Consider the following 18,859-nt stretch of genomic DNA (forward strand, 5'->3'; position numbering starts at 1 on the left):
GCTGCCGCAGGCACGCTTCGCGAAAGTGCAAGTGTAAAAAATTAGTACTAAATAATACTAAAATTGTCTTATATGTAATATAGTTTATTAAATTAAAGTCTAAATATAGCCTTTTTGCTTCTTTGTGGCAACAAAAGAAGTGGGGGTGTGGGGGCTAGTCCCCACAAACAATAAAATAAAAAAACTAAAATTGACAAAATGTAGTTGTTTAGGTATATATCAATTTTATTAATGAAGATTTTAATTTATTTAAATATAAAATTTACTTTACATTTCTTGGAGCTTTTTTTAGAATATCTGCAATTTCTCTAAGTTCAAGATTCTCTGCCATATCTAAAGCAGTATCTCCATCGTCATCTTCTATATTTACATCGGCTCCTTTTTCTACTAGAAATTTAACAAATGATTCATTAGATTTTCTTGTACAAGCCCACATTAAAGAAGTGTATCCATTATAATCTTGAGCATTAATATCTGCACCTTTTTGTATTAGAAGTTCTGCCACTTTTATATTATGAAGTTTGGAAGCATACATTAAAGGTGTTTCTCCATCCTCATTTGTTACATTTATATCTGCACCATTATTTATTAAAAATTCTGCAGCAGATGAATTTTCATTTTTATAATAATAATATCTATAGTCAGGATGTTCATTATCTAATGAGAGTAATAGGGGAGTTTCTACTGAGCTATGTTCAGAATGTGTTTTGGCATTTACATCGGCACCTTTTTCAACTAAAAATTTAACCATATCATAGTCATTTCTTAAAGCTGCTATCATTAAAGGAGTATAATCATAATCAGCAGGAGAATAATACTCCCCACCCTTTATTCTTGATTCTAAGTCAAAACCATTTTCTACTAATACTTTAAACATTTCTCTATTTAGTGCCAATTCTGTTGTATAAGCTGTATCAAGAAGTGATGCTCCATAATTGTCTTTAGTATTTACATCAGCACCATATTTTATTAATAAATTAAATATTTTTTTAGCATTTTCTAGCATTTCTTCTTTTTCGTAATGATCATAGCGAATATTATAATATAATACAGTGTTTCCATCATTGTCTTTAGTATTTATATTGGCACCATTTTCTAATAAAAATTTAACCATTTCATAGTCTCCTATCATAGCAGCGTTCATTAATGCTGTAAGACCGTCTTCATCTTTTGTGTTTATATTTGCACCTTGTTGTATAAGTAATTTTGAAATATCAAATTTTCCATAATCATTAGCAATCGTTAAAGCTGTTTTGTTTTCATTATTTGCTGTATTAGGATTGGCACCTTTATCAAGTAAATATTTAACCATATCATAGTCATTTCTTAAAGCTGCTATCATTAAAGGAGTATAATCATAATCAGATCTACCCGTCTTTATTCTTGACTCTAAATCAAAACCATTTTCAACTAATATTTTAAACATTTCTTTATTTTTATCAAAAGATTCTGAAATTCTATAGGATACATCAAGGAGAGATGCTCCATCATTGTCTTTAGTATTTACATCAGCACCATATTTTATTAATAAATTAAGTATTTTTATAGCATTTTCTTGTCCGAAACTATCATGCTGAATACTATAATATAATGCAGTTTTTCCTGATGTATCTCTAATGTTTACATCAGCACCATTTTTTAATAAAAATTCAACCATTTCATAATTTGTATCTCTAGCAGCATACATTAATGCTGTAGCACCTGCATTATCTTTAATATTGACATCAGTACCTTCTTCTATAAGTAATTTTGCTATATCATCATATCCCATTAAAGCAGCGTACATTAATGCTGTAAAACCGTATTCATCTTGAGCATTTGGATTTGCTCCTTTATCTAAATATGATTTAACTTCTTCTATGTTATTATATTGTACAGCTAAAAAGAAAGTCTGAGAATACATAGGATACATTTTTGTAACTTGAACATATTCATTAGTATTTGTAGTTGTTGGATTAATATATACTTGTTCATTTGTTTGAGTTTGATTAGTTTGAGTATTTTCTGTTTGTTTAGTATTGCCGCTGCAGGAAATTATCGAAACTATTAAAACAAAAATAGAAATAATATTTTTCATATATACCCCCTAAGTATATGCTGGATTATATGTTTAAAGTTATTTTATGTCAATATAACTATAATTTATATAATATACTCATTAAAAATATATGATAATTTTATGTATTAGTTTTTTATGAATGAAAATTATATAAATATAAATTGATATTAATAAAATTTTTAGTATAATTAATCTATGAAAGAAATTAACAGACTTAATGATTTATTTGTACGATATCTAATTGGTACTGAAGGTGATGAGGATATATTAGAAAATATTGTTAATGCTGTTTTAAATGATGTAGGATTTGAGTCTGTAAGTAATCTTGAAATAATTAATCCTTATAACTTGCCTGAAAATGAGAATTTAAAAGAATCTATATTAGATGTTAAAGCAAAAACAAAAGATGGTAAAAAAATACTTATTGAAATACAGTTGATAGGAAATAATAACTTTATAAAAAGAATATTATATTATATAGCTAAAAATATAGCTTCTGAATTAAAAGAGAATGAAAACTATATTAATATAAGTCAAATGATTAGTATTAGTTTTTTAAATTTTAATTTAAACATAGGAAGTGAAACTGATATAAAAAAAGAGCATAAATGTCTTCAATTATCAGATATTAATAATCCTAGCCTTAAATTAGATGATTTTCATATACATTTTATAGAGATTAAAAGATTTGCAGAAATATTAAAAAATGCTAGTATAGATGATTATAATAAAAATAAACTTTTATCTTGGATTGATTTTTTCACTACTAAAGATTTAGAAAAAGATATTAATAAACTTATAGGAGGCAATCATATTATGAGTAAAGTAATAGATAAATATAAAAGGTTTGTAGCTGATGAAAAAGAGATGTCTGCCTATAATGAAAGAGATACTTTTCTTTATGGACAGGCTGCTATGCTTCAGTATGAGAGAGCAGAAGGAAAAAAAGAAGGTATGGAAATAGGATTTAAGCAAGGCATAGAAAAAGGTATAGAAAAGGGTTATAAAGAAAGCCAAATAAATATAGCTAAAGAAATGAAAAAAGAAAATATGAATATTGATGTTATAAGCAGAATTACAGGTTTAACTATAGAAGAAATAAAAGATTTGTGAACATATGACAACTTCACTTGACAGATATTTTTAGTGAACAGTTTTTTTATAGATAAATAAAAAAATTATAAGTTATTGAATGTTGTTTGAATATACTTTATTGAATTCATATAAATTTAGTAATTATTTTAATAAACAAATAAATATAGGATTATAAAATGAAAAAGATTATTATAAAAAATGGTACTATAGTTAATGCTTCAGAAACTTATAAGGCTGATGTATTAATAGAAGATGAAAAAATTTCTCAAATAGGTGCTGATTTAAAATGCGACGGAGCAGAAATAATTGATGCTTCAGGTAAGTATGTAATGCCTGGAGGAATTGATGTTCATACTCATATGGATATAGATGTTGGAATTGGGCGTGCTGTTGATGATTTCTATACTGGTACTATTGCTGCTGCTTGCGGCGGTACTACTACTATAGTTGATCATATGGGATTCGGACCTAAAGACTGCGATGTATTTCATCAATTAAAATATTATCATACTCTTGCTGATAATAAGGCTGTTATTGATTATAGCTTCCATGGAGTTTTACAGCATGTTGATGAATATGTACTTAAAGGACTTGAAGTATTAGCGAAAGAAGAAGGTTTGCAAAGTACAAAATTATATTTAACTTATAATTATAAAATAGAAGATGATAATGTTGTGAGAGTATTAAAGAAGATGAAAGAGATTAATGGAGTTTCTGCTTTTCATGCTGAAAACCATTATGTAGTGGAATATTTAAAGAAGAAATTTGTTGAAGAAGGCAAAACATCTGCACATTATCACCCTATAAGCAGACCTGCAGAGGCTGAAGCTGAGGCAGTTAATAGAATTATACATTTATCTGTTGTAGCTGGAAATGCTCCTGTTTATATAGTTCATACTTCAGCTTCAAAGAGTGTAGATGAAATAGTTAATGCCAGAGCTTTGGGACATAAAAATATTTTCTCTGAAACTTGCCCGCAATATTTAGTATTAACTGATAAAGAGTATGACAGAGAAGACGGACTTAAATTTATTATGTCTCCTCCTTTGAGGAAACAGGAAGACTGCGACAGATTATGGAAAGCCATTGCAGACGGACATATACAGGTAATAGCTACAGATCATTGTCCTTTCAATTATGAAACTGATAAGGTGAAAGGAAAAGATAATTTCACTAAATGCCCTAATGGTGCAGGCGGAGTAGAGGAGAGATACCCTTTGATGTTCTCTGAAGGCGTTATGAAAGGAAGAATAAGCATAAATAAATTCGTTGAAACTTTATGCTATAATCCGGCTTTAATATACGGACTTTATCCTCAAAAAGGTGCTATTATTCCAAATGCTGATGCTGATATTACTATAATAGATCCTAATAAAAAATCTGTTATAACAAAATCAAATATGCATGGTGCTTGTGATTATACTGCTTATGAAGGAATGGAACTTTTATGCTCTATTGATAGAGTTATATCAAGAGGTAAAATTGTATGTAAGGATAATAAGTTCTTAGGAAATAAAGGCGACGGTAAATTTATAAAGAGAAAAACTTTAGATCATTATGCCGATTTTACTAATCATTTCAAATTGGGCGATTATATAGATATTGACTGTAATTAATTATTAAAAATATTTATATATATAGAAAATTAAATAAAAAATAACTGGCTATAATTTTTTAGTCAGTTATTTTTATTTATTTTTTATATTATTCTTTATTGCTTACACTGTTTCTTTCTAAGAATTCATAATTAACATAAAGTACTTTTTTTACTTTTATATGATTTATTAAATCTATTAATGTATTTGCTGTGCATACTCCGGCATTAAAAGAATCAAATTTTATTGTTGAAAGTTCAGGTTCTATTATCTCATCAATATCATATCCTCCGAAAGATATTACTGATACATCATCTGGAATTTTTAGCCCCATTTCTTTTAATACTTTATATACTCCTAAAGCTTGTCTATCTGTTGAACATATTATAGCATCTATATTTTTATTTTTTAATAATTTTTCTGTTGCTATTTTTGCTTTATCATAAGAAAAATCTGCTACTTCTATAGTTATGTTTTCTATACCATAGTTTGCCAATCCGTCTAATACCCCATTTCTTCTTGTTATTCCTACAGCAATATCATTTTCATCTACTGTTATAAATCCTATATTTTTATGATTTTTGCTTCCTATATATTCTCCTATATCTATACCAGCATTATAATCATCATTAACTATGCTTATACCTTCACTGCATTCCTGACCATAAATTACTATTGGTATGTCTAATTTTTTTAATACATTTTTATGTTCTTCTGTTATATATGTTGCACTTAATACTATACCATCAACATTTAATCTCTTTAATTTTTCTATATACTGCAGTTCCAATTTATGCTGATGATTTGTATTCATTATTATAGGCATATAATGTTTTTCTCTAAGTGTTTTTTCTAAACCTGTTAATACTCTAGCTCCGACTATAGAGTCCAATGCAGGTACTATTATTCCTATAATATGACTCTTTTTTGCTTTTAATCTTGCAAATGTATTGGGTTCATAATTATACTCTGATATTATTTCTTTAATTCTTTTTTTTGTTTCTTCTTTTAAATACCCGCCGTTAAAGTATCTGGATATAGTAGTTTTTGTAACACCAGCAATTTCTGCTATTTCTTTCATTGTAATTTTTTTATTAGTAGCCATTTTTCATTATCCTGATATTAATAAAGTATATACTTTTTATAGTTAAATACAAATTTATATAATTATTTTATAAAAAAATATATAATGCTTGACAAATATTAAAATATTGCTATAATATATTATGTAACCGGTTACATATAGGTAATTTCAATAGGATTTTTATTATGGCTATTAATTATAAAAAAACTGCTGAAGAAATTATTAGAGTAGTTGATAAGGATAATATTATTTCAGCGACTTTCTGTGCCACTAGATTAAGATTAATAGTAAAAACAAGAGAAAGCATAAAAGATTCAGATGTTCAAAAAATAGAAGGTGTTAAAGGAGTATTTTTTAATTCAGGGCAATATCAAATAATATTGGGTACAGGAGTAGTAAATAAAGTATATGATGAAGTTGTTAATTTAGGTGTTACAGGAGCAGCAAAACAAAATACGCAGGAAACTAAAAAAGTGGGAGAGAAAAATAATTTTAGAAAGTTTATACGTATATTTGCTGATGTATTTGTACCAATAATGCCTGCTATGATTGCAACTGGTTTATTTTTAGGGCTTAAAGGTGCTTTAATTAATGATAGTTTTTTAGGGTTATTTAATTTGCAAATGTCTAATATACCTGTTTCTGTTATGACATTTATGAGTGTTTTAACAGAAACGACATTTGCATTTTTACCTGCTTTGGTATGCTGGTCAACATTCAGAGTATTTGGAGGATCTCCTATATTAGGTATATTATTGGGATTAATGCTTGTTTCTCCTGCTTTGCCTAATGCATATTTAGTAGCCAATCCGGACAGCGGAGTTAAGCCTATAATGTTATTCGGATTTATACCTATAGTAGGATATCAAGGAAGCATACTTCCTGCACTTATTGCCGGCATAATAGGTTCTAAAGTGGAATTAAATTTAAGAAAAGTAATACCAAATATAATAGATATATTGGCAACTCCTTTTTTAACTTTACTCATAATGCTGATATTATCTTTAGCTGTAATAGGACCTATTTTTCATATAGTTGAACAATGGATATTGATAGCTATAAATTTTTCTTTATCATTACCTTTTGGAATAGGAGGATTCATAATAGGGTTTGGAATAATATTCATAGTTGTAACAGGAGTACACCATATAATGAACTTGATAGAAATATCCTTACTTGCTGCTACTACTTTTAACCCTATCAATCCTCTTTTATCAGTTGCCAATTTGGCTGCAGGTGCTGCTTGCTTAGCTGTTACATTAAAAACTAGAAGAAAAACTGTAAAAGCTATGGGATATGGTGCTACATTATCGGCTTGGCTTGGTATAACAGAGCCCGCTATTTTCGGTATAAATATAAGATACGGAATAAAACCTATGGTATGCGGTGCTATTGCTGCTGGTATAACAGGATTGATCGCAAGATTATTGAATTTACAGGCTACTGCTAATGGAGTTACAGGAATACCTGGAGCATTACTTTATATTTATGACGGAAAGCAATTATTTGGTTATGTTATTGTTGCTTTGGTTACCGTTATTTTATCTTTTACTCTTACTTGGTTTTTTGGTGTTCCTGATGAATATATGCAGGAAGATGAGGATTAAAACAAAAAAGACGTTACATAATTTCTACATAAATCCAATAAAATAATTTATTTGCTTAATATCATGTATTAGTTTTAATACATGATATTAAGTCCATTATTTGCTTATTATAAAAATATTTGATATGAGGAAAATAAATGAGGTTGGTTAGTAAAGTATTTGAAGAGGCGATAAAACGAAAAGAAATTGAATATTTTAATGATAATAACAATAAATGGAGATTAAATTTTCATTTAATGCCTCCTGTAGGCTGGCTTAATGATCCTAATGCTTTATCATATTTCAAAGGAGAGTATCATATATTTTTTCAGTATTCTCCATTTGATGTTGATGGCGGATTAAAATTTTGGGGGCATTATATAACTAAAGACTTAATAAATCACAAATATGTGGGAGTATCAATATATCCAGATGAAAAATACGATTGCCATGGTGTGTATTCAGGTTCTGCTTTTATAGAAGATGATAAACTGTACATATATTATACAGGTAATGTAAAGCTTCTAGGAGAACATGATTACATAGAAAGCGGAAGAGAAGCTAATACCATGCTTATAGTCTCCGAAGATGGTATTAACTTCTCTGAAAAAGAATGCTTAATGGAAATGAAGGATTATCCTAAAGATATAACTAATCATATAAGAGATCCTAAAGTATGGAAAGAAAATGATTCTTATTATATGGTTCAGGGTGCTAGAAAATACGGCACAGATAGAGATAATGATATTGGAGAGGTATTAATATTTAAATCTGAAGATAAAAGAAATTGGAATCATACAAGCACTATAAATTCTAAAAATAGATTCGGCTATATGTGGGAATGTCCTGACTTATTTAATTTAGACGGACATAATATTTTAATTACTTGTCCTCAAGGTGTAGAGCAAATTGAAAATGTATATGAAAATATTTATCTTTCAGGATATTTTTTGATTAATGATGATTATAAAAATAAAGAACATATAGAAGTTAATAACTTTACTGTTCTTGACAGAGGATTTGATTTCTATGCTCCTCAGACTTTTTTAGATGAAAATGGAAATAGAATTATAATAGGCTGGATGGGAGTTCCTGATACTGAAGATACTCATAAAAACTTAACTGTTCAATATGGTTGGCAGCATTGTCTTACTGTTGCAAGGGAGTTAAGTTTAAAAAATGGAAAACTTTATCAAAAACCTCATAGAAGTTTAGAGAAATTAAGAGAGAAAAAAATATTTGTAGATAAATGTTCTTATGATTCATTATCTGATAATTTAATTTCTAAAGATATTAACTCTTATGAAGTTTTAATTGATAATATAAAAAGTTCTGAGAATTTTGAATTATTAATTTCTGAAGGTGTTTCTATTAGATATAAAAATAATAGATTCATATTAGAGTTTATAAATGATATAGGAAAGAAAATAGGCGGCGGAAGATATAAAAGAAGTTCTGATTTAGAAAAGTTAGAAAATTTAAGAATATTAATAGATACTTCAGCTATAGAAATATTTATTAATGATGGAGAGATGGTATTTTCTACTAGGTATTATCCAAATGAATATTCTTTTAAGATTATTGGAGATATGAATTTAACAATATATAAATTGTCTGATTTTAAGGTTAATCATTAATCTTTTTTATTTGTAAATATTTAAAAATAGTTTATAATATCAGAATTACTAATTTTAAGGATATTGAAAATGGCTAAACCAATAACAAAAGAAGGATATGATAAAGCTAAATCAAAACTAGCTGAATTAAAGGCTGAGTTTGAAACTTTGCCTGCTATTATTGCTGAGGCTAGAGAAAAAGGGGATTTAAAAGAAAATGCTGAGTATCATGCTGCTAAAGAGAAGCAGGGTTTATTGAATGCTCAAATATCAAAGTTGGAGAGTGATTTGGCAGGCTGCGAGATAATAGATCCCGCTAATTTGGATAAGGACACTGTAACTTTCGGTAAAAGAGTAAAAGTGAAAGATAAAACAAGAAATGCTATTTTTGAATATAGAATAGTCGGCGAATTAGAAGCAGATATGAGTAAGAATGAAATAACTATAGTAACTCCTATTGCTAAAGGATTATTAGGTAAAAAAATTGGTGATGTTGTTACTATAAAGGTACCTGCTGGTGATAAAGTTTTAGAAATATTAGAAATTAGTATTTAATTTGTAATAATTTATTTAAAAAAGGAATTCTATTTAATAAAAAATAGAATTCTTTTGTTTTTTATTAAACTTTTTATTATAATAATATTCTAAAGTCATAATTTCACTTGAAGTTTTTAAATAAAGTTATATATTTAAAAATATATTCCACATTTTAGGAGTTTTATATGTCAAAAATGAAAGTTATGATAGCATCATCTGAAGCAACACCATTTATAAAAACAGGAGGACTTGCCGATGTTGTTGGTGCTTTACCTATTTATCTAAAAAAGCTTGATGTAGAAGCTTGTGTAGTACTTCCTAAATATAGAGATATTAATTTTCAGGATTGTTATTTAGAGAATGTGCTTCCAACTATGGGAGTATGGATGGGTAATGGAGAAGAATGGTGCTCGGTATTTAAGACTGTAAAAGATGGAATTGATTTTTATTTCATAGAACATCATAATTTCTTCAGCAGAGAAGGGCTTTATCATGATGCTTCATTTAATGATTATCAGGATAATGCTTGGAGATTCGGATTCTTTTCAAGAGCTACTTTGCAGTTATGTAAAGATTTGCAATTAAATGTAGATGTTGTTCATGCTAATGATTGGCAGACAGCAGCTATTCCTGCATATATTAAAACTTGGCACTGGAATGATCCAATAGGTCATGCTGCTAGTATGCTTACTATACATAATGCAAATTATCAAGGTATATATAATGCTACTACAACTTATGATTATTTAGGTTTAGGTTGGAATAATTTCAGCCCTGATACTTTTGAAGATCATGGTAATATAAATTTCCTTAAAGGAGGAATATTCTTTTCTGATGTAGTTACTACTGTTAGCCCTACCTATGCAAGAGAAATTGCATCTCCTTACGGCGGACATGGTATGGCTCCTTATTTGCAGAATAAAACTACAAGTTTCTTCGGTATACTTAATGGTATTGATGAAGAAGTTTGGTCTCCTGAAAAAGATAAATTTATACCTGAAAATTATTCAGTAGATAAAATGGAAGGCAAAAAAGTATGTAAAAGAGAACTTCAGAAAAGATTCTTACTTGAAGAAGAAGATGATGTTGTTTTGATAGGAGCAATAGGAAGATTCGTTGATCAGAAAGGATATCATTTTATAGCATCTATAATAGATTCTTTAGTTAATAATATGAAAGTTCAGTTCTGTATACTTGGTACAGGTGATAAAAGTCTTGAAGGTTTCTTTGGTGATATACCTAAGAGATATCCTGGAAGAGTAGGTTCTTATATAGGATACAGCAATGAATTATCACATTTGATAGAAGCAGGATGCGATTTATTTGTAATGCCTTCATTATTTGAGCCTTGCGGACTTAATCAGATGTACTCTCTAAGATATGGTACTTTACCTATAGTTCATGCTACAGGAGGACTTGAAGATACTGTTGAAAATTATAATGAGCAAACAGGAGAAGGTACAGGATTTAAATTCTATGATTCTACTCCTTCGGCATTGTATAATACTATAGGTTGGGCTGTAAGTGTTTATTATGATCATAGAGATAGATTTACTGCTATGCAGAAAAGAGCTATGAAAATAGATAATTCTTGGGAGAAAAGTGCTAAAGAATATGTTAAGGCTTATGAACTTGCTATTTTGAATAAAAATAATTATGATAAAAATTGTGGTTTATAAATATTTTTGAAAATAAATATTGGAGATATAGTATAATGGGAAAAACTAATAATATATTATATGTTATGTCTGGTCAGAATTTCCAAGACGAAGAATATTTTGAGAGTAAAAAAATTTTTGAGGCTGCCGGCTACAAAACGGAAGTATCATCTACATTTATAGGTACAGCTCAGGGAAAATTAGGCGGTATGACAAACATTGATTTACTATTTAGTGAGGTTGATGCAATTGAATTTGATGCCATTGTTTTTGTAGGCGGTATAGGATGCATAACTTTATGGGATGATTGGCGCACTCAGGGACTTGCTAAATTGTTTTTGGATAATCAAAAAATAGTAGCAGGTATAGGAAGCGGTATAGTAATTATGGCTAATGCTAAAATATTAGATGGTATTAATGTTACTTGTTTACCAGCTGATGAATCGCATGTAAGACATGGTAATGCCAATGTTTTGAAAGATAATGTTGTTGTTTCTGGCAATATTATAACAGCTAATGGTCCTACTTCTTCAAAAGAATTTGCCAATGCTATTTTAGGAGTATTGAGTAATATATCTTAATTGATTTTGATAAATAAAAGACCTATAATTTATTAGGTCTTTTATTTTATTAAAGAACAAACTGCATATAATTAATAATAATTGTATTATTATTTAATTCCTAGCAGATTTCAAATTTATAAAATAAAAGATGGTACTAACAATGATAAAAGCAGTATTTTTTGATATAGATGGTACTTTGGTTAGTTTTGATACGCATAAGATTTCAGATTCTTCCAAAGAAGCTATTAGAATTTTAAAAGATAAAGGTATAAAAGTTTTCATAGCAAGCGGAAGGGCTTTATTTCAAATAGATAATTTAGATGGTTTAGAGTTTGACGGCTATGTTACAATAAATGGCGGATGTTGTTTAATCAATGATAATGGAAATCATAAAGAAATATACAGAGTTGCTATAGATAAAAATGACTTATTTTCTTTGGTTGATTACCTCAATAAAGATAAATTTCCTTGTACAGTAATAACAAGTGATGATATACTTATTAATTATACAGATGATATAATTACACATCTTTATACTATGGCTAATGTAAAAGTTCCGGATTCTGTAGATTTTAATGACTATGTAGCAAATAATTATGATAAAATCTTGCAGCTTAATATTTTTGTAGATGAAAATAAAGAAAAATATTTGATGGATAATGTATTAAAAAATTCTAAAGCAAGCAGATGGCATTTTTCATTTGCTGATGTAAATTCAAAATATAGCGGTAAAGAAGTTGGTATAGATAAAATAATAGAACATTATGGAATAGATTTATCAGAAACAATGGCTTTCGGAGACGGAGGCAATGATATAGGTATGATTAAGCATGCTGCTATCGGTGTTGCTATGGGCAATGCTAATGAAAGTGTTAAAAAAATAGCAGATTATATTACAGATGATGTTGATAATGACGGAGTATATAAGGCTTTAAAACATTTTAATTTATTAGATTAATATGTGAATAAAGGTTTTTATATGATTAAGGCTGTATTTTTTGATATAGACGGTACTTTGGTTAGTTTTAATACTCATAAAGTTTCAGATTCTTCAAAAGAAGCTATCAGAATTTTAAAGGAAAAAGGAATAAAAGTTTTTATAGCTACTGGAAGAATTAAAATGCATATAAACAATCTAGATGATTTAGAATTTGACGGATATATAACGGCTAATGGTTTTGATTGTTATATAGGTGATAAGTCTATTTACAGATGTTCCATGGCTAAAGAAGAAATATATTCATTAATAGACTATTTAAAAAATAAAGAACAATTTCCATGCTCTATTATGATGCCTAAAGGTGTATTTATTAATTATATTACTGATGAAGCTTCTAAATATTTAGAGTCTATTAATCTTAAAATAAATGTAGCAGAAAATTATTATGATTTTTTAGAAGAAAATATAGATGATATTTTGCAGATAAATTTATTTGTAGATGAGAATAAAGAAAAAGAATTAATGAGTAAAATATTCAAAAATTGTGAGTCCAGCAGATGGCATCCGGCTTTGACAGATGTTAATACTAAAGGCGGAGGCAAGCATATAGGTATAGATAAGATAATAGAATATTATGGTATAGACTTATCAGAAACAATGGCTTTCGGAGACGGAGGCAATGATGTTTCTATGATTAAGCATGCTGCTATTGGTGTTGCTATGGGCAATGCTAATGAAAGTGTTAAAAGAATAGCAGATTATGTTACAGATGATGTTGATAGTGATGGAATATATAAGGCTTTAAAACATTTTAATATATTAAATTAATGTATAATGGTAAAAGGATTTTTATATGATAAAAGCAGTATTTTTTGATATAGATGGTACTTTAGTTAGTTTTAATACTCATAAGGTTTCAGATTCTTCAAAAGAAGCTATAAGTGTTTTAAAAGAAAAAGGAATAAAAGTTTTTATAGCTACAGGAAGAATAAAAAAACATATAAATAATTTAGGCGATTTGAAGTTTGACGGATATATAACAGCTAATGGTTTTGATTGTTATATAGGAGATAAATCAATTTACAGACATGGTATAGCTAAAGAAGAAATATATTCATTAATAGATTATTTAAAAAATAAAGAACAATTTCCATGCTCTGTAATGATGAATAGCGGTATATATATTAATTATATTACAGATAAAGTTAAAAAAGTTTCTGAATCTATAAATCTTCCTATACCATCAGTTGATAATTATTATGATTTTTTGGAAGAAAATATAAATGATATTTTGCAAATAAATTTATTTGTAGATTCTAAAAAGGAAAAGGAATTGATGAGCAAAATATTTAAAAATTGCGACTCTAGCAGATGGCATCCTGATTTTACAGATGTTAATACTAAAGGCGGAGGAAAGCATATAGGTATAGATAAGATAATAGAATATTACGGTATAGACTTATCAGAGACAATGGCTTTTGGAGACGGAGGAAATGACATTACTATGATAGAGCATGCAGCTATTGGTGTTGCTATGGGTAATGCTAATGAGGAAGTAAAGTTAGTTGCCAATTATATTACAGATGATGTAGATAATAATGGTGTTTATAATGCTTTAAAACATTTTAATGTATTGTAATATATAATTGATAATTCTTGAAAAGTCAATAATTTTTTACTATACTTATAATATATGAATTATTTTAGATAATAAAAAATTATTGGAGTTTTTTTATGAGAGCATTTAATACTGTTGCCTTGATACTTGGAGGAGGTAGAGGAACAAGACTTTATCCTTTAGTAAAAGCACGTTCTAAGCCTGCCGTATCTTTGGGCGGTCAATACAGAATGATAGACATACCTGTATCTAATTGTATAAACAGCGGATTTAGAAATATATATGTTATAACACAATTCAATAGTGCATCTTTGAATAATCATATATACAATGCATACAGATTCGATAACTTTTCAGGCGGTCATGTAAGTATACTTGCTGCAGAACAGACAGATACCAACATAGATTGGTATCAGGGAACAGCTGATGCAGTTAGAAAAAATCTTCCGCATTTTGATAATGAATTTGTTAATAATGTTGTTATACTTTCAGGCGACCAGGTTTATCGTATGAATTATAATGTAATGCTTCAGCATATGCTTGAAACAGGCGCTGATATAGTAGTTGGTACAGTTCCTGTTGTTAGAGAAGATGCTAAAGGTTTCGGTGTTATGTTAGTAAATAAAAGAGGTCAGATTACTAACTTCATGGAAAAACCTAAAGAAGATGAAGAGCTTGATGCTTTAAAATTAAGCGAAGATCAAAAGAAAATGTTTAATATAGAAGATCCTAATAAAGAATATTTGGCTTCTATGGGTATTTATGTATTTAGAAGAAATGTACTTAAAGAAATTTTAGCAGATGTATCTATGATAGATTTCGGTAAAGATATTATTCCTGAAGCTATCAAAAAATATAAAGTATTCAGTTATGCTTTCCAAGGTTATTGGGAAGATGTAGGAACTATTAAAGCTTATTTTGAAGCTAATATATCTTTCGGAAGTAAAAATCCTCCTTTCGATTTCTATGATGAAAATGCTCCTATATATACTCATGTTCGTTACTTGTCTCCTTCTAAAGTTGAAAAGGCTACAGTAACATCTAGTATCATAGCAGATGGATGTAGAATAGAGAATGCTACTATAAAAGAATGTGTTATAGGTGTTCGTTCTGTAGTTCAAAGCGGTTCTACATTAGAAAGAGTAGTTATGATGGGTAGTGACTATTATGAAGATAGTGATGATATTGAGAGATTAAATGTTAAGCATATTCCTAAAATTGGTATCGGTAAGAAATGCACTCTTAAAAATGTAATTATAGATAAAAACGTAAGAATAGGTAATGATGTTGTTATTACTAATAAAAAGAAAATACAGCATCAGGACAGCGAATTCTATTGTATTAGAGATGGTATTGTAATAATTCCTAAAAATACAATAGTTAAAAGCGGTACAATTATCTAATATTTGTTAGTTTAAGTTTGTTTGTTATGGGTAGGAGTTGATCTTCTACCCATATTATTATATAATATAATTAAAAAAAATGTAAAAAAATAGTAAAAATATTGTAAATAAACTTGACAAATAATATAAAAATGCTATACTTATAATTGTAAATATAATTTACATGTATCAATATTTAAGGAGAGTAAATCATGAAAAAATTATCTATCTTTTTAGCATCATTACTTATTTTATCAGCTTCTAGTCTTTTTGCTGATATGGTAGTTCCGCCTTCAGCATTGCCTCAGCAAGCTACAGCTTTTATAAATAGAGTTTTCCCTGGTGTTCAGATTTGGAAAGTTGAAAGAGATGGAAGAAAATTTGATGTAAATTTGTCTAATGGAGTATCTATAGACTTTTTAGCTAATGGAGATTGGCAGAATATAGACAGCGAATATGCTCCTATACCAGATGCTGCTTTTCCTTCTGCTGTGTTGCAAGCTGTAAAAAAAGCATATCCTCAGGCTGCTATTATTGATGCAGAAAAAGAGTGGGGCAATTATAAATTAAAATTAAATAATATGATGGAAGTTATGGTATCTGGAAACGGACAAATAATGGGGCAGCAATTTGATGATTAATCAATAATGCAAAAATAAAAGATTAAAAAATAAAAGCGGCAGGATTAATAATTAATCTCTGTCGCTTTTTTATTTTTAAAGTAATTATTTATTTAAAGTATTTATTAAATTTTCAACATCTTCTCTTGTAATAATACCTCCGCTCATAGTGTGAAGCGAACGAAGAGGAGTTTCAAGCATCATACTTTCAAACATTTTCTTAGTGTCTGTTTTATCATCTTTAAACATATCATTAAGTCCTGATAAAAGTTTATTATAAAATTCTTTTGCTATATTATTATCAAGCAAATCTGATAAATTATTATTAAGATGATAAGGTTTAGATGCTTTTATATTTATAGGTTTTAATTTTCTTCCTAAAAGCTGCTGGAATTCATTGTCTGAAATATTTATCTCTTTAAAGTTGAAATAATTATCAATTCTTTTTTGATAATAATTTATAGAGTTTATTTCCATAGTTTTACTTAATAATAAATTTCTTGATGAATTTCCTATATATATTGTATATACTCCGCTTTCTATTTCATATTGTTTAGTATCAGCATTATAGAAAGAGAAACTTCTTTTATTTAATTTTAATATAACAGTTTTAGTTTCACCGGGTTCTAAAAATACTTTTATAAAAGACTTTAATTCTTTATGCGGTTTAAACACATTGTTTTCTGGAGCAGATATATAAACTTGAGCAACTTCGCATCCGAATACATCTCCTGTATTTTTTATATCGAATACCACATGTATATTATCAAGTCCTGCAATAGTGTTGGCATCTGAAACAATTAAATTAGAGAATTGAAATGTTGTATATGATAAACCGAATCCGAATGGGAATAAAACATTCTTTTGTGCTTTATCATAATATCTGTAGCCTACAAATATTGATTCTCTGTATTCAACAGCCTTGTTGCCTCCGGGAAAATATTTATAGCTTGGATTATCTTCTAAACTTAATGGGAAACTTTCAGCCAATTTTCCGCTAGGATTAACTACGCCGAATATTATATTAAATGCGGCACTTACAGCAGCTTCTCCTGCTAAATATAAATTAAGCACACCTTTTACTTTATCAATCCAAGGCATTAAAACAGGCGCACCTATAGAAAGTACAACTACTACATTTTTATTCACTTTTGAAATTTCTTCTATTAAATGATTATGATTTTCAGGCAAGTTTAGATGTTTTCTGTCGAATCCTTCAGATTCATAAGAGTTTATAAGTCCTGCAAATATTATTACAATATCTTTGTCTTTTGAAATATTTACTGCTTCTTCTATTAAGGCATTATCTATATCAGCTGAATTTGAATCGTATCCTTTAGCATAATCAAATTCTATATTATTTTCTTTGAAATATTCTTCTGCAGTATCTATTTTGTATGCATTTATAAGAGAGCTTCCATTACCTTGATATCTAGGCTTTTGAGCGAATTCTCCTATCACAGCAATTTTACTTTCTTTTTTGGCAGGAAGTATTTTATCTTGATTTTTTAACAATACTATAGAGTTTTCAGCGATTTTTCTAGCTATATTATGATGTTCTTCTTTATCATAATCGAAATTATCATAAATATTATCCATAGAATATAGAGAGAAATATAAAAGTCTTTCTACTGCTTTATCTAATATTTTTTCATCTATAATAGTTTCTTTTACAGCATTATAAACTTTTCTATCATCTTCACCATTAGTTGAAGGCATTTGTAAATCAAGTCCAGCCTTTAAAGCTTCAACTCTGTCATTTACAGCACCCCAATCTGAAACGACAATACCATCAAATCCCCATTCATCTCTAAGTATATCTGTAAGCAAGTATTTATTTTCTGACGCGAATGTTCCATTAACACTATTATAAGCACACATAACAGTAGAAGGTTTAGCCTCTTTCACAGCTATTTCAAATGCATATAAATATATTTCTCTCAAGGCTCTTTCATCAACAACGCTATCTATTATAAGTCTTAAAGTTTCCTGATTATTGGCAGCAAAATGTTTGAGGCTTGATTGTATTCCATTATCTTCCAAACCATTTATCCATCCGCTAGCCATTTTTCCGGCAAGATATGGGTCTTCTGAAAAATATTCAAAATTTCTTCCGCATAAAGGAGAGCGTTTTATATTTACTCCGGGTCCTAATACTACAGAAACTTTATTTGCCTTTGCTTCTCTTGATATAGCTTCACCCATTTCATACATTATATTAGGATCGAATGAACAGGCAGAGCAGCAGGCGGTAGGAAAGCAGGTTGATGAAACTGACTTTTGTAAACTTAATTCATCCGATTCAGTGCTTTGTTTTCTCACTCCATGAGGGCCGTCTGTTAAGTATACAGAGTCTATTTTCAATCTGTCTATTGCTTTTGTTGACCAAAAATCTTTACCGCTTAAAAGAGAGACTTTTTCTTCCAAAGTCATTTCTTTCATTAATTCTTTTATTTTTTGCGAGTATTTATTATCATTCATAATTCAATACCTCAAAATTTGATTA

15 protein-coding genes are annotated in these 18,859 nt (G+C 28.5%); 12 read left to right on the forward strand and 3 right to left on the reverse strand.

What is annotated here, in order from left to right; all coding sequences use genetic code 11:
- Positions 1–262: 262 nt before the first annotated feature.
- The gene (locus BRSU_RS03910; protein WP_083997859.1) at positions 263–2,077 is read right to left on the reverse strand and encodes an ankyrin repeat domain-containing protein; all 1,815 of its coding nucleotides are present in this window, start codon (positions 2,075–2,077) and stop codon (positions 263–265) included.
- Positions 2,078–2,254: 177 nt separating this feature from the next.
- Between BRSU_RS03910 and BRSU_RS03915 the strand changes: the two genes are divergently transcribed.
- Positions 2,255–3,172: an Rpn family recombination-promoting nuclease/putative transposase gene (locus BRSU_RS03915; RefSeq protein WP_048593887.1), complete on the forward strand. Its 918-nt coding sequence runs from the start codon at positions 2,255–2,257 to the stop codon at positions 3,170–3,172.
- A 158-nt stretch (positions 3,173–3,330) separates the two neighbouring features.
- The gene (gene hydA / locus BRSU_RS03920; RefSeq protein WP_048593888.1) at positions 3,331–4,770 is read left to right on the forward strand and encodes a dihydropyrimidinase; all 1,440 of its coding nucleotides are present in this window, start codon (positions 3,331–3,333) and stop codon (positions 4,768–4,770) included.
- A gap of 88 nt (positions 4,771–4,858) precedes the next feature.
- Here hydA and BRSU_RS03925 read toward each other — a convergent pair whose 3' ends face one another.
- Positions 4,859–5,854, reverse strand: a complete 996-nt coding sequence (locus BRSU_RS03925; RefSeq protein ID WP_048593889.1) for a LacI family DNA-binding transcriptional regulator — start codon at positions 5,852–5,854, stop codon at positions 4,859–4,861.
- 164 nt (positions 5,855–6,018) lie between these two features.
- Here BRSU_RS03925 and BRSU_RS03930 point away from each other — a divergent pair, with 164 nt between their 5' ends.
- The 10 genes from BRSU_RS03930 (at position 6,019) to BRSU_RS03975 (ending at position 16,374) form a co-directional block, all read left to right on the forward strand.
- Complete coding sequence (locus BRSU_RS03930) at positions 6,019–7,440, forward strand: PTS transporter subunit EIIC (protein ID WP_048593890.1); 1,422 nt, start codon at positions 6,019–6,021, stop codon at positions 7,438–7,440.
- A gap of 137 nt (positions 7,441–7,577) precedes the next feature.
- Complete coding sequence (locus BRSU_RS03935; RefSeq protein ID WP_048593891.1) at positions 7,578–9,056, forward strand: glycoside hydrolase family 32 protein; 1,479 nt, start codon at positions 7,578–7,580, stop codon at positions 9,054–9,056.
- A gap of 69 nt (positions 9,057–9,125) precedes the next feature.
- Positions 9,126–9,590, forward strand: a complete 465-nt coding sequence (gene greA, locus BRSU_RS03940; RefSeq protein ID WP_048593892.1) for a transcription elongation factor GreA — start codon at positions 9,126–9,128, stop codon at positions 9,588–9,590.
- A 167-nt stretch (positions 9,591–9,757) separates the two neighbouring features.
- On the forward strand, positions 9,758–11,251 hold the full coding sequence (gene glgA / locus BRSU_RS03945) for a glycogen synthase GlgA (RefSeq protein WP_048593893.1): 1,494 nt from the start codon (positions 9,758–9,760) through the stop codon (positions 11,249–11,251).
- A gap of 35 nt (positions 11,252–11,286) precedes the next feature.
- Positions 11,287–11,811: a DJ-1/PfpI family protein gene (locus tag BRSU_RS03950; protein ID WP_048593894.1), complete on the forward strand. Its 525-nt coding sequence runs from the start codon at positions 11,287–11,289 to the stop codon at positions 11,809–11,811.
- A gap of 142 nt (positions 11,812–11,953) precedes the next feature.
- On the forward strand, positions 11,954–12,751 hold the full coding sequence (locus BRSU_RS03955) for a Cof-type HAD-IIB family hydrolase (protein ID WP_048593895.1): 798 nt from the start codon (positions 11,954–11,956) through the stop codon (positions 12,749–12,751).
- A gap of 21 nt (positions 12,752–12,772) precedes the next feature.
- The gene (locus BRSU_RS03960; protein ID WP_048593896.1) at positions 12,773–13,561 is read left to right on the forward strand and encodes a Cof-type HAD-IIB family hydrolase; all 789 of its coding nucleotides are present in this window, start codon (positions 12,773–12,775) and stop codon (positions 13,559–13,561) included.
- Positions 13,562–13,586: 25 nt separating this feature from the next.
- Positions 13,587–14,372 (forward strand): Cof-type HAD-IIB family hydrolase, encoded by a 786-nt coding sequence (locus BRSU_RS03965; RefSeq protein ID WP_048593897.1) that lies wholly within the window; start codon positions 13,587–13,589, stop codon positions 14,370–14,372.
- 95 nt (positions 14,373–14,467) lie between these two features.
- Positions 14,468–15,754 (forward strand): glucose-1-phosphate adenylyltransferase, encoded by a 1,287-nt coding sequence (locus BRSU_RS03970; RefSeq protein WP_048593898.1) that lies wholly within the window; start codon positions 14,468–14,470, stop codon positions 15,752–15,754.
- Between the two features lie 191 nt (positions 15,755–15,945).
- Positions 15,946–16,374 (forward strand): PepSY-like domain-containing protein, encoded by a 429-nt coding sequence (locus BRSU_RS03975; protein WP_048593899.1) that lies wholly within the window; start codon positions 15,946–15,948, stop codon positions 16,372–16,374.
- Between the two features lie 84 nt (positions 16,375–16,458).
- Here the strand turns inward: BRSU_RS03975 and BRSU_RS03980 are convergent, their stop codons facing one another.
- The gene (locus BRSU_RS03980; RefSeq protein WP_048593901.1) at positions 16,459–18,834 is read right to left on the reverse strand and encodes a glycoside hydrolase family 3 C-terminal domain-containing protein; all 2,376 of its coding nucleotides are present in this window, start codon (positions 18,832–18,834) and stop codon (positions 16,459–16,461) included.
- Positions 18,835–18,859: the final 25 nt, after the last annotated feature.

It is taken from the genome of Brachyspira suanatina (assembly GCF_001049755.1).
GTDB classification, from domain to species: Bacteria; Spirochaetota; Brachyspiria; order Brachyspirales; family Brachyspiraceae; genus Brachyspira; species Brachyspira suanatina.

What these genes read in the sequence shown, in the direction of transcription:
- BRSU_RS03925 (WP_048593889.1), bottom strand. Translation starts at nt 5,854, where the DNA reads ATGGCTACTAATAAAAAAATTACAATGAAAGAAATAGCAGAAATTGCT.
- BRSU_RS03970 (WP_048593898.1), top strand. Translation starts at nt 14,468, where the DNA reads ATGAGAGCATTTAATACTGTTGCCTTGATACTTGGAGGAGGTAGAGGA.
- glgA (WP_048593893.1), top strand. Translation starts at nt 9,758, where the DNA reads ATGTCAAAAATGAAAGTTATGATAGCATCATCTGAAGCAACACCATTT.
- BRSU_RS03930 (WP_048593890.1), top strand. Translation starts at nt 6,019, where the DNA reads ATGGCTATTAATTATAAAAAAACTGCTGAAGAAATTATTAGAGTAGTT.
- BRSU_RS03980 (WP_048593901.1), bottom strand. Translation starts at nt 18,834, where the DNA reads ATGAATGATAATAAATACTCGCAAAAAATAAAAGAATTAATGAAAGAA.
- BRSU_RS03910 (WP_083997859.1), bottom strand. Translation starts at nt 2,077, where the DNA reads ATGAAAAATATTATTTCTATTTTTGTTTTAATAGTTTCGATAATTTCC.
- BRSU_RS03950 (WP_048593894.1), top strand. Translation starts at nt 11,287, where the DNA reads ATGGGAAAAACTAATAATATATTATATGTTATGTCTGGTCAGAATTTC.
- greA (WP_048593892.1), top strand. Translation starts at nt 9,126, where the DNA reads ATGGCTAAACCAATAACAAAAGAAGGATATGATAAAGCTAAATCAAAA.
- BRSU_RS03960 (WP_048593896.1), top strand. Translation starts at nt 12,773, where the DNA reads ATGATTAAGGCTGTATTTTTTGATATAGACGGTACTTTGGTTAGTTTT.
- BRSU_RS03935 (WP_048593891.1), top strand. Translation starts at nt 7,578, where the DNA reads ATGAGGTTGGTTAGTAAAGTATTTGAAGAGGCGATAAAACGAAAAGAA.
- BRSU_RS03965 (WP_048593897.1), top strand. Translation starts at nt 13,587, where the DNA reads ATGATAAAAGCAGTATTTTTTGATATAGATGGTACTTTAGTTAGTTTT.
- BRSU_RS03975 (WP_048593899.1), top strand. Translation starts at nt 15,946, where the DNA reads ATGAAAAAATTATCTATCTTTTTAGCATCATTACTTATTTTATCAGCT.
- hydA (WP_048593888.1), top strand. Translation starts at nt 3,331, where the DNA reads ATGAAAAAGATTATTATAAAAAATGGTACTATAGTTAATGCTTCAGAA.
- BRSU_RS03955 (WP_048593895.1), top strand. Translation starts at nt 11,954, where the DNA reads ATGATAAAAGCAGTATTTTTTGATATAGATGGTACTTTGGTTAGTTTT.
- BRSU_RS03915 (WP_048593887.1), top strand. Translation starts at nt 2,255, where the DNA reads ATGAAAGAAATTAACAGACTTAATGATTTATTTGTACGATATCTAATT.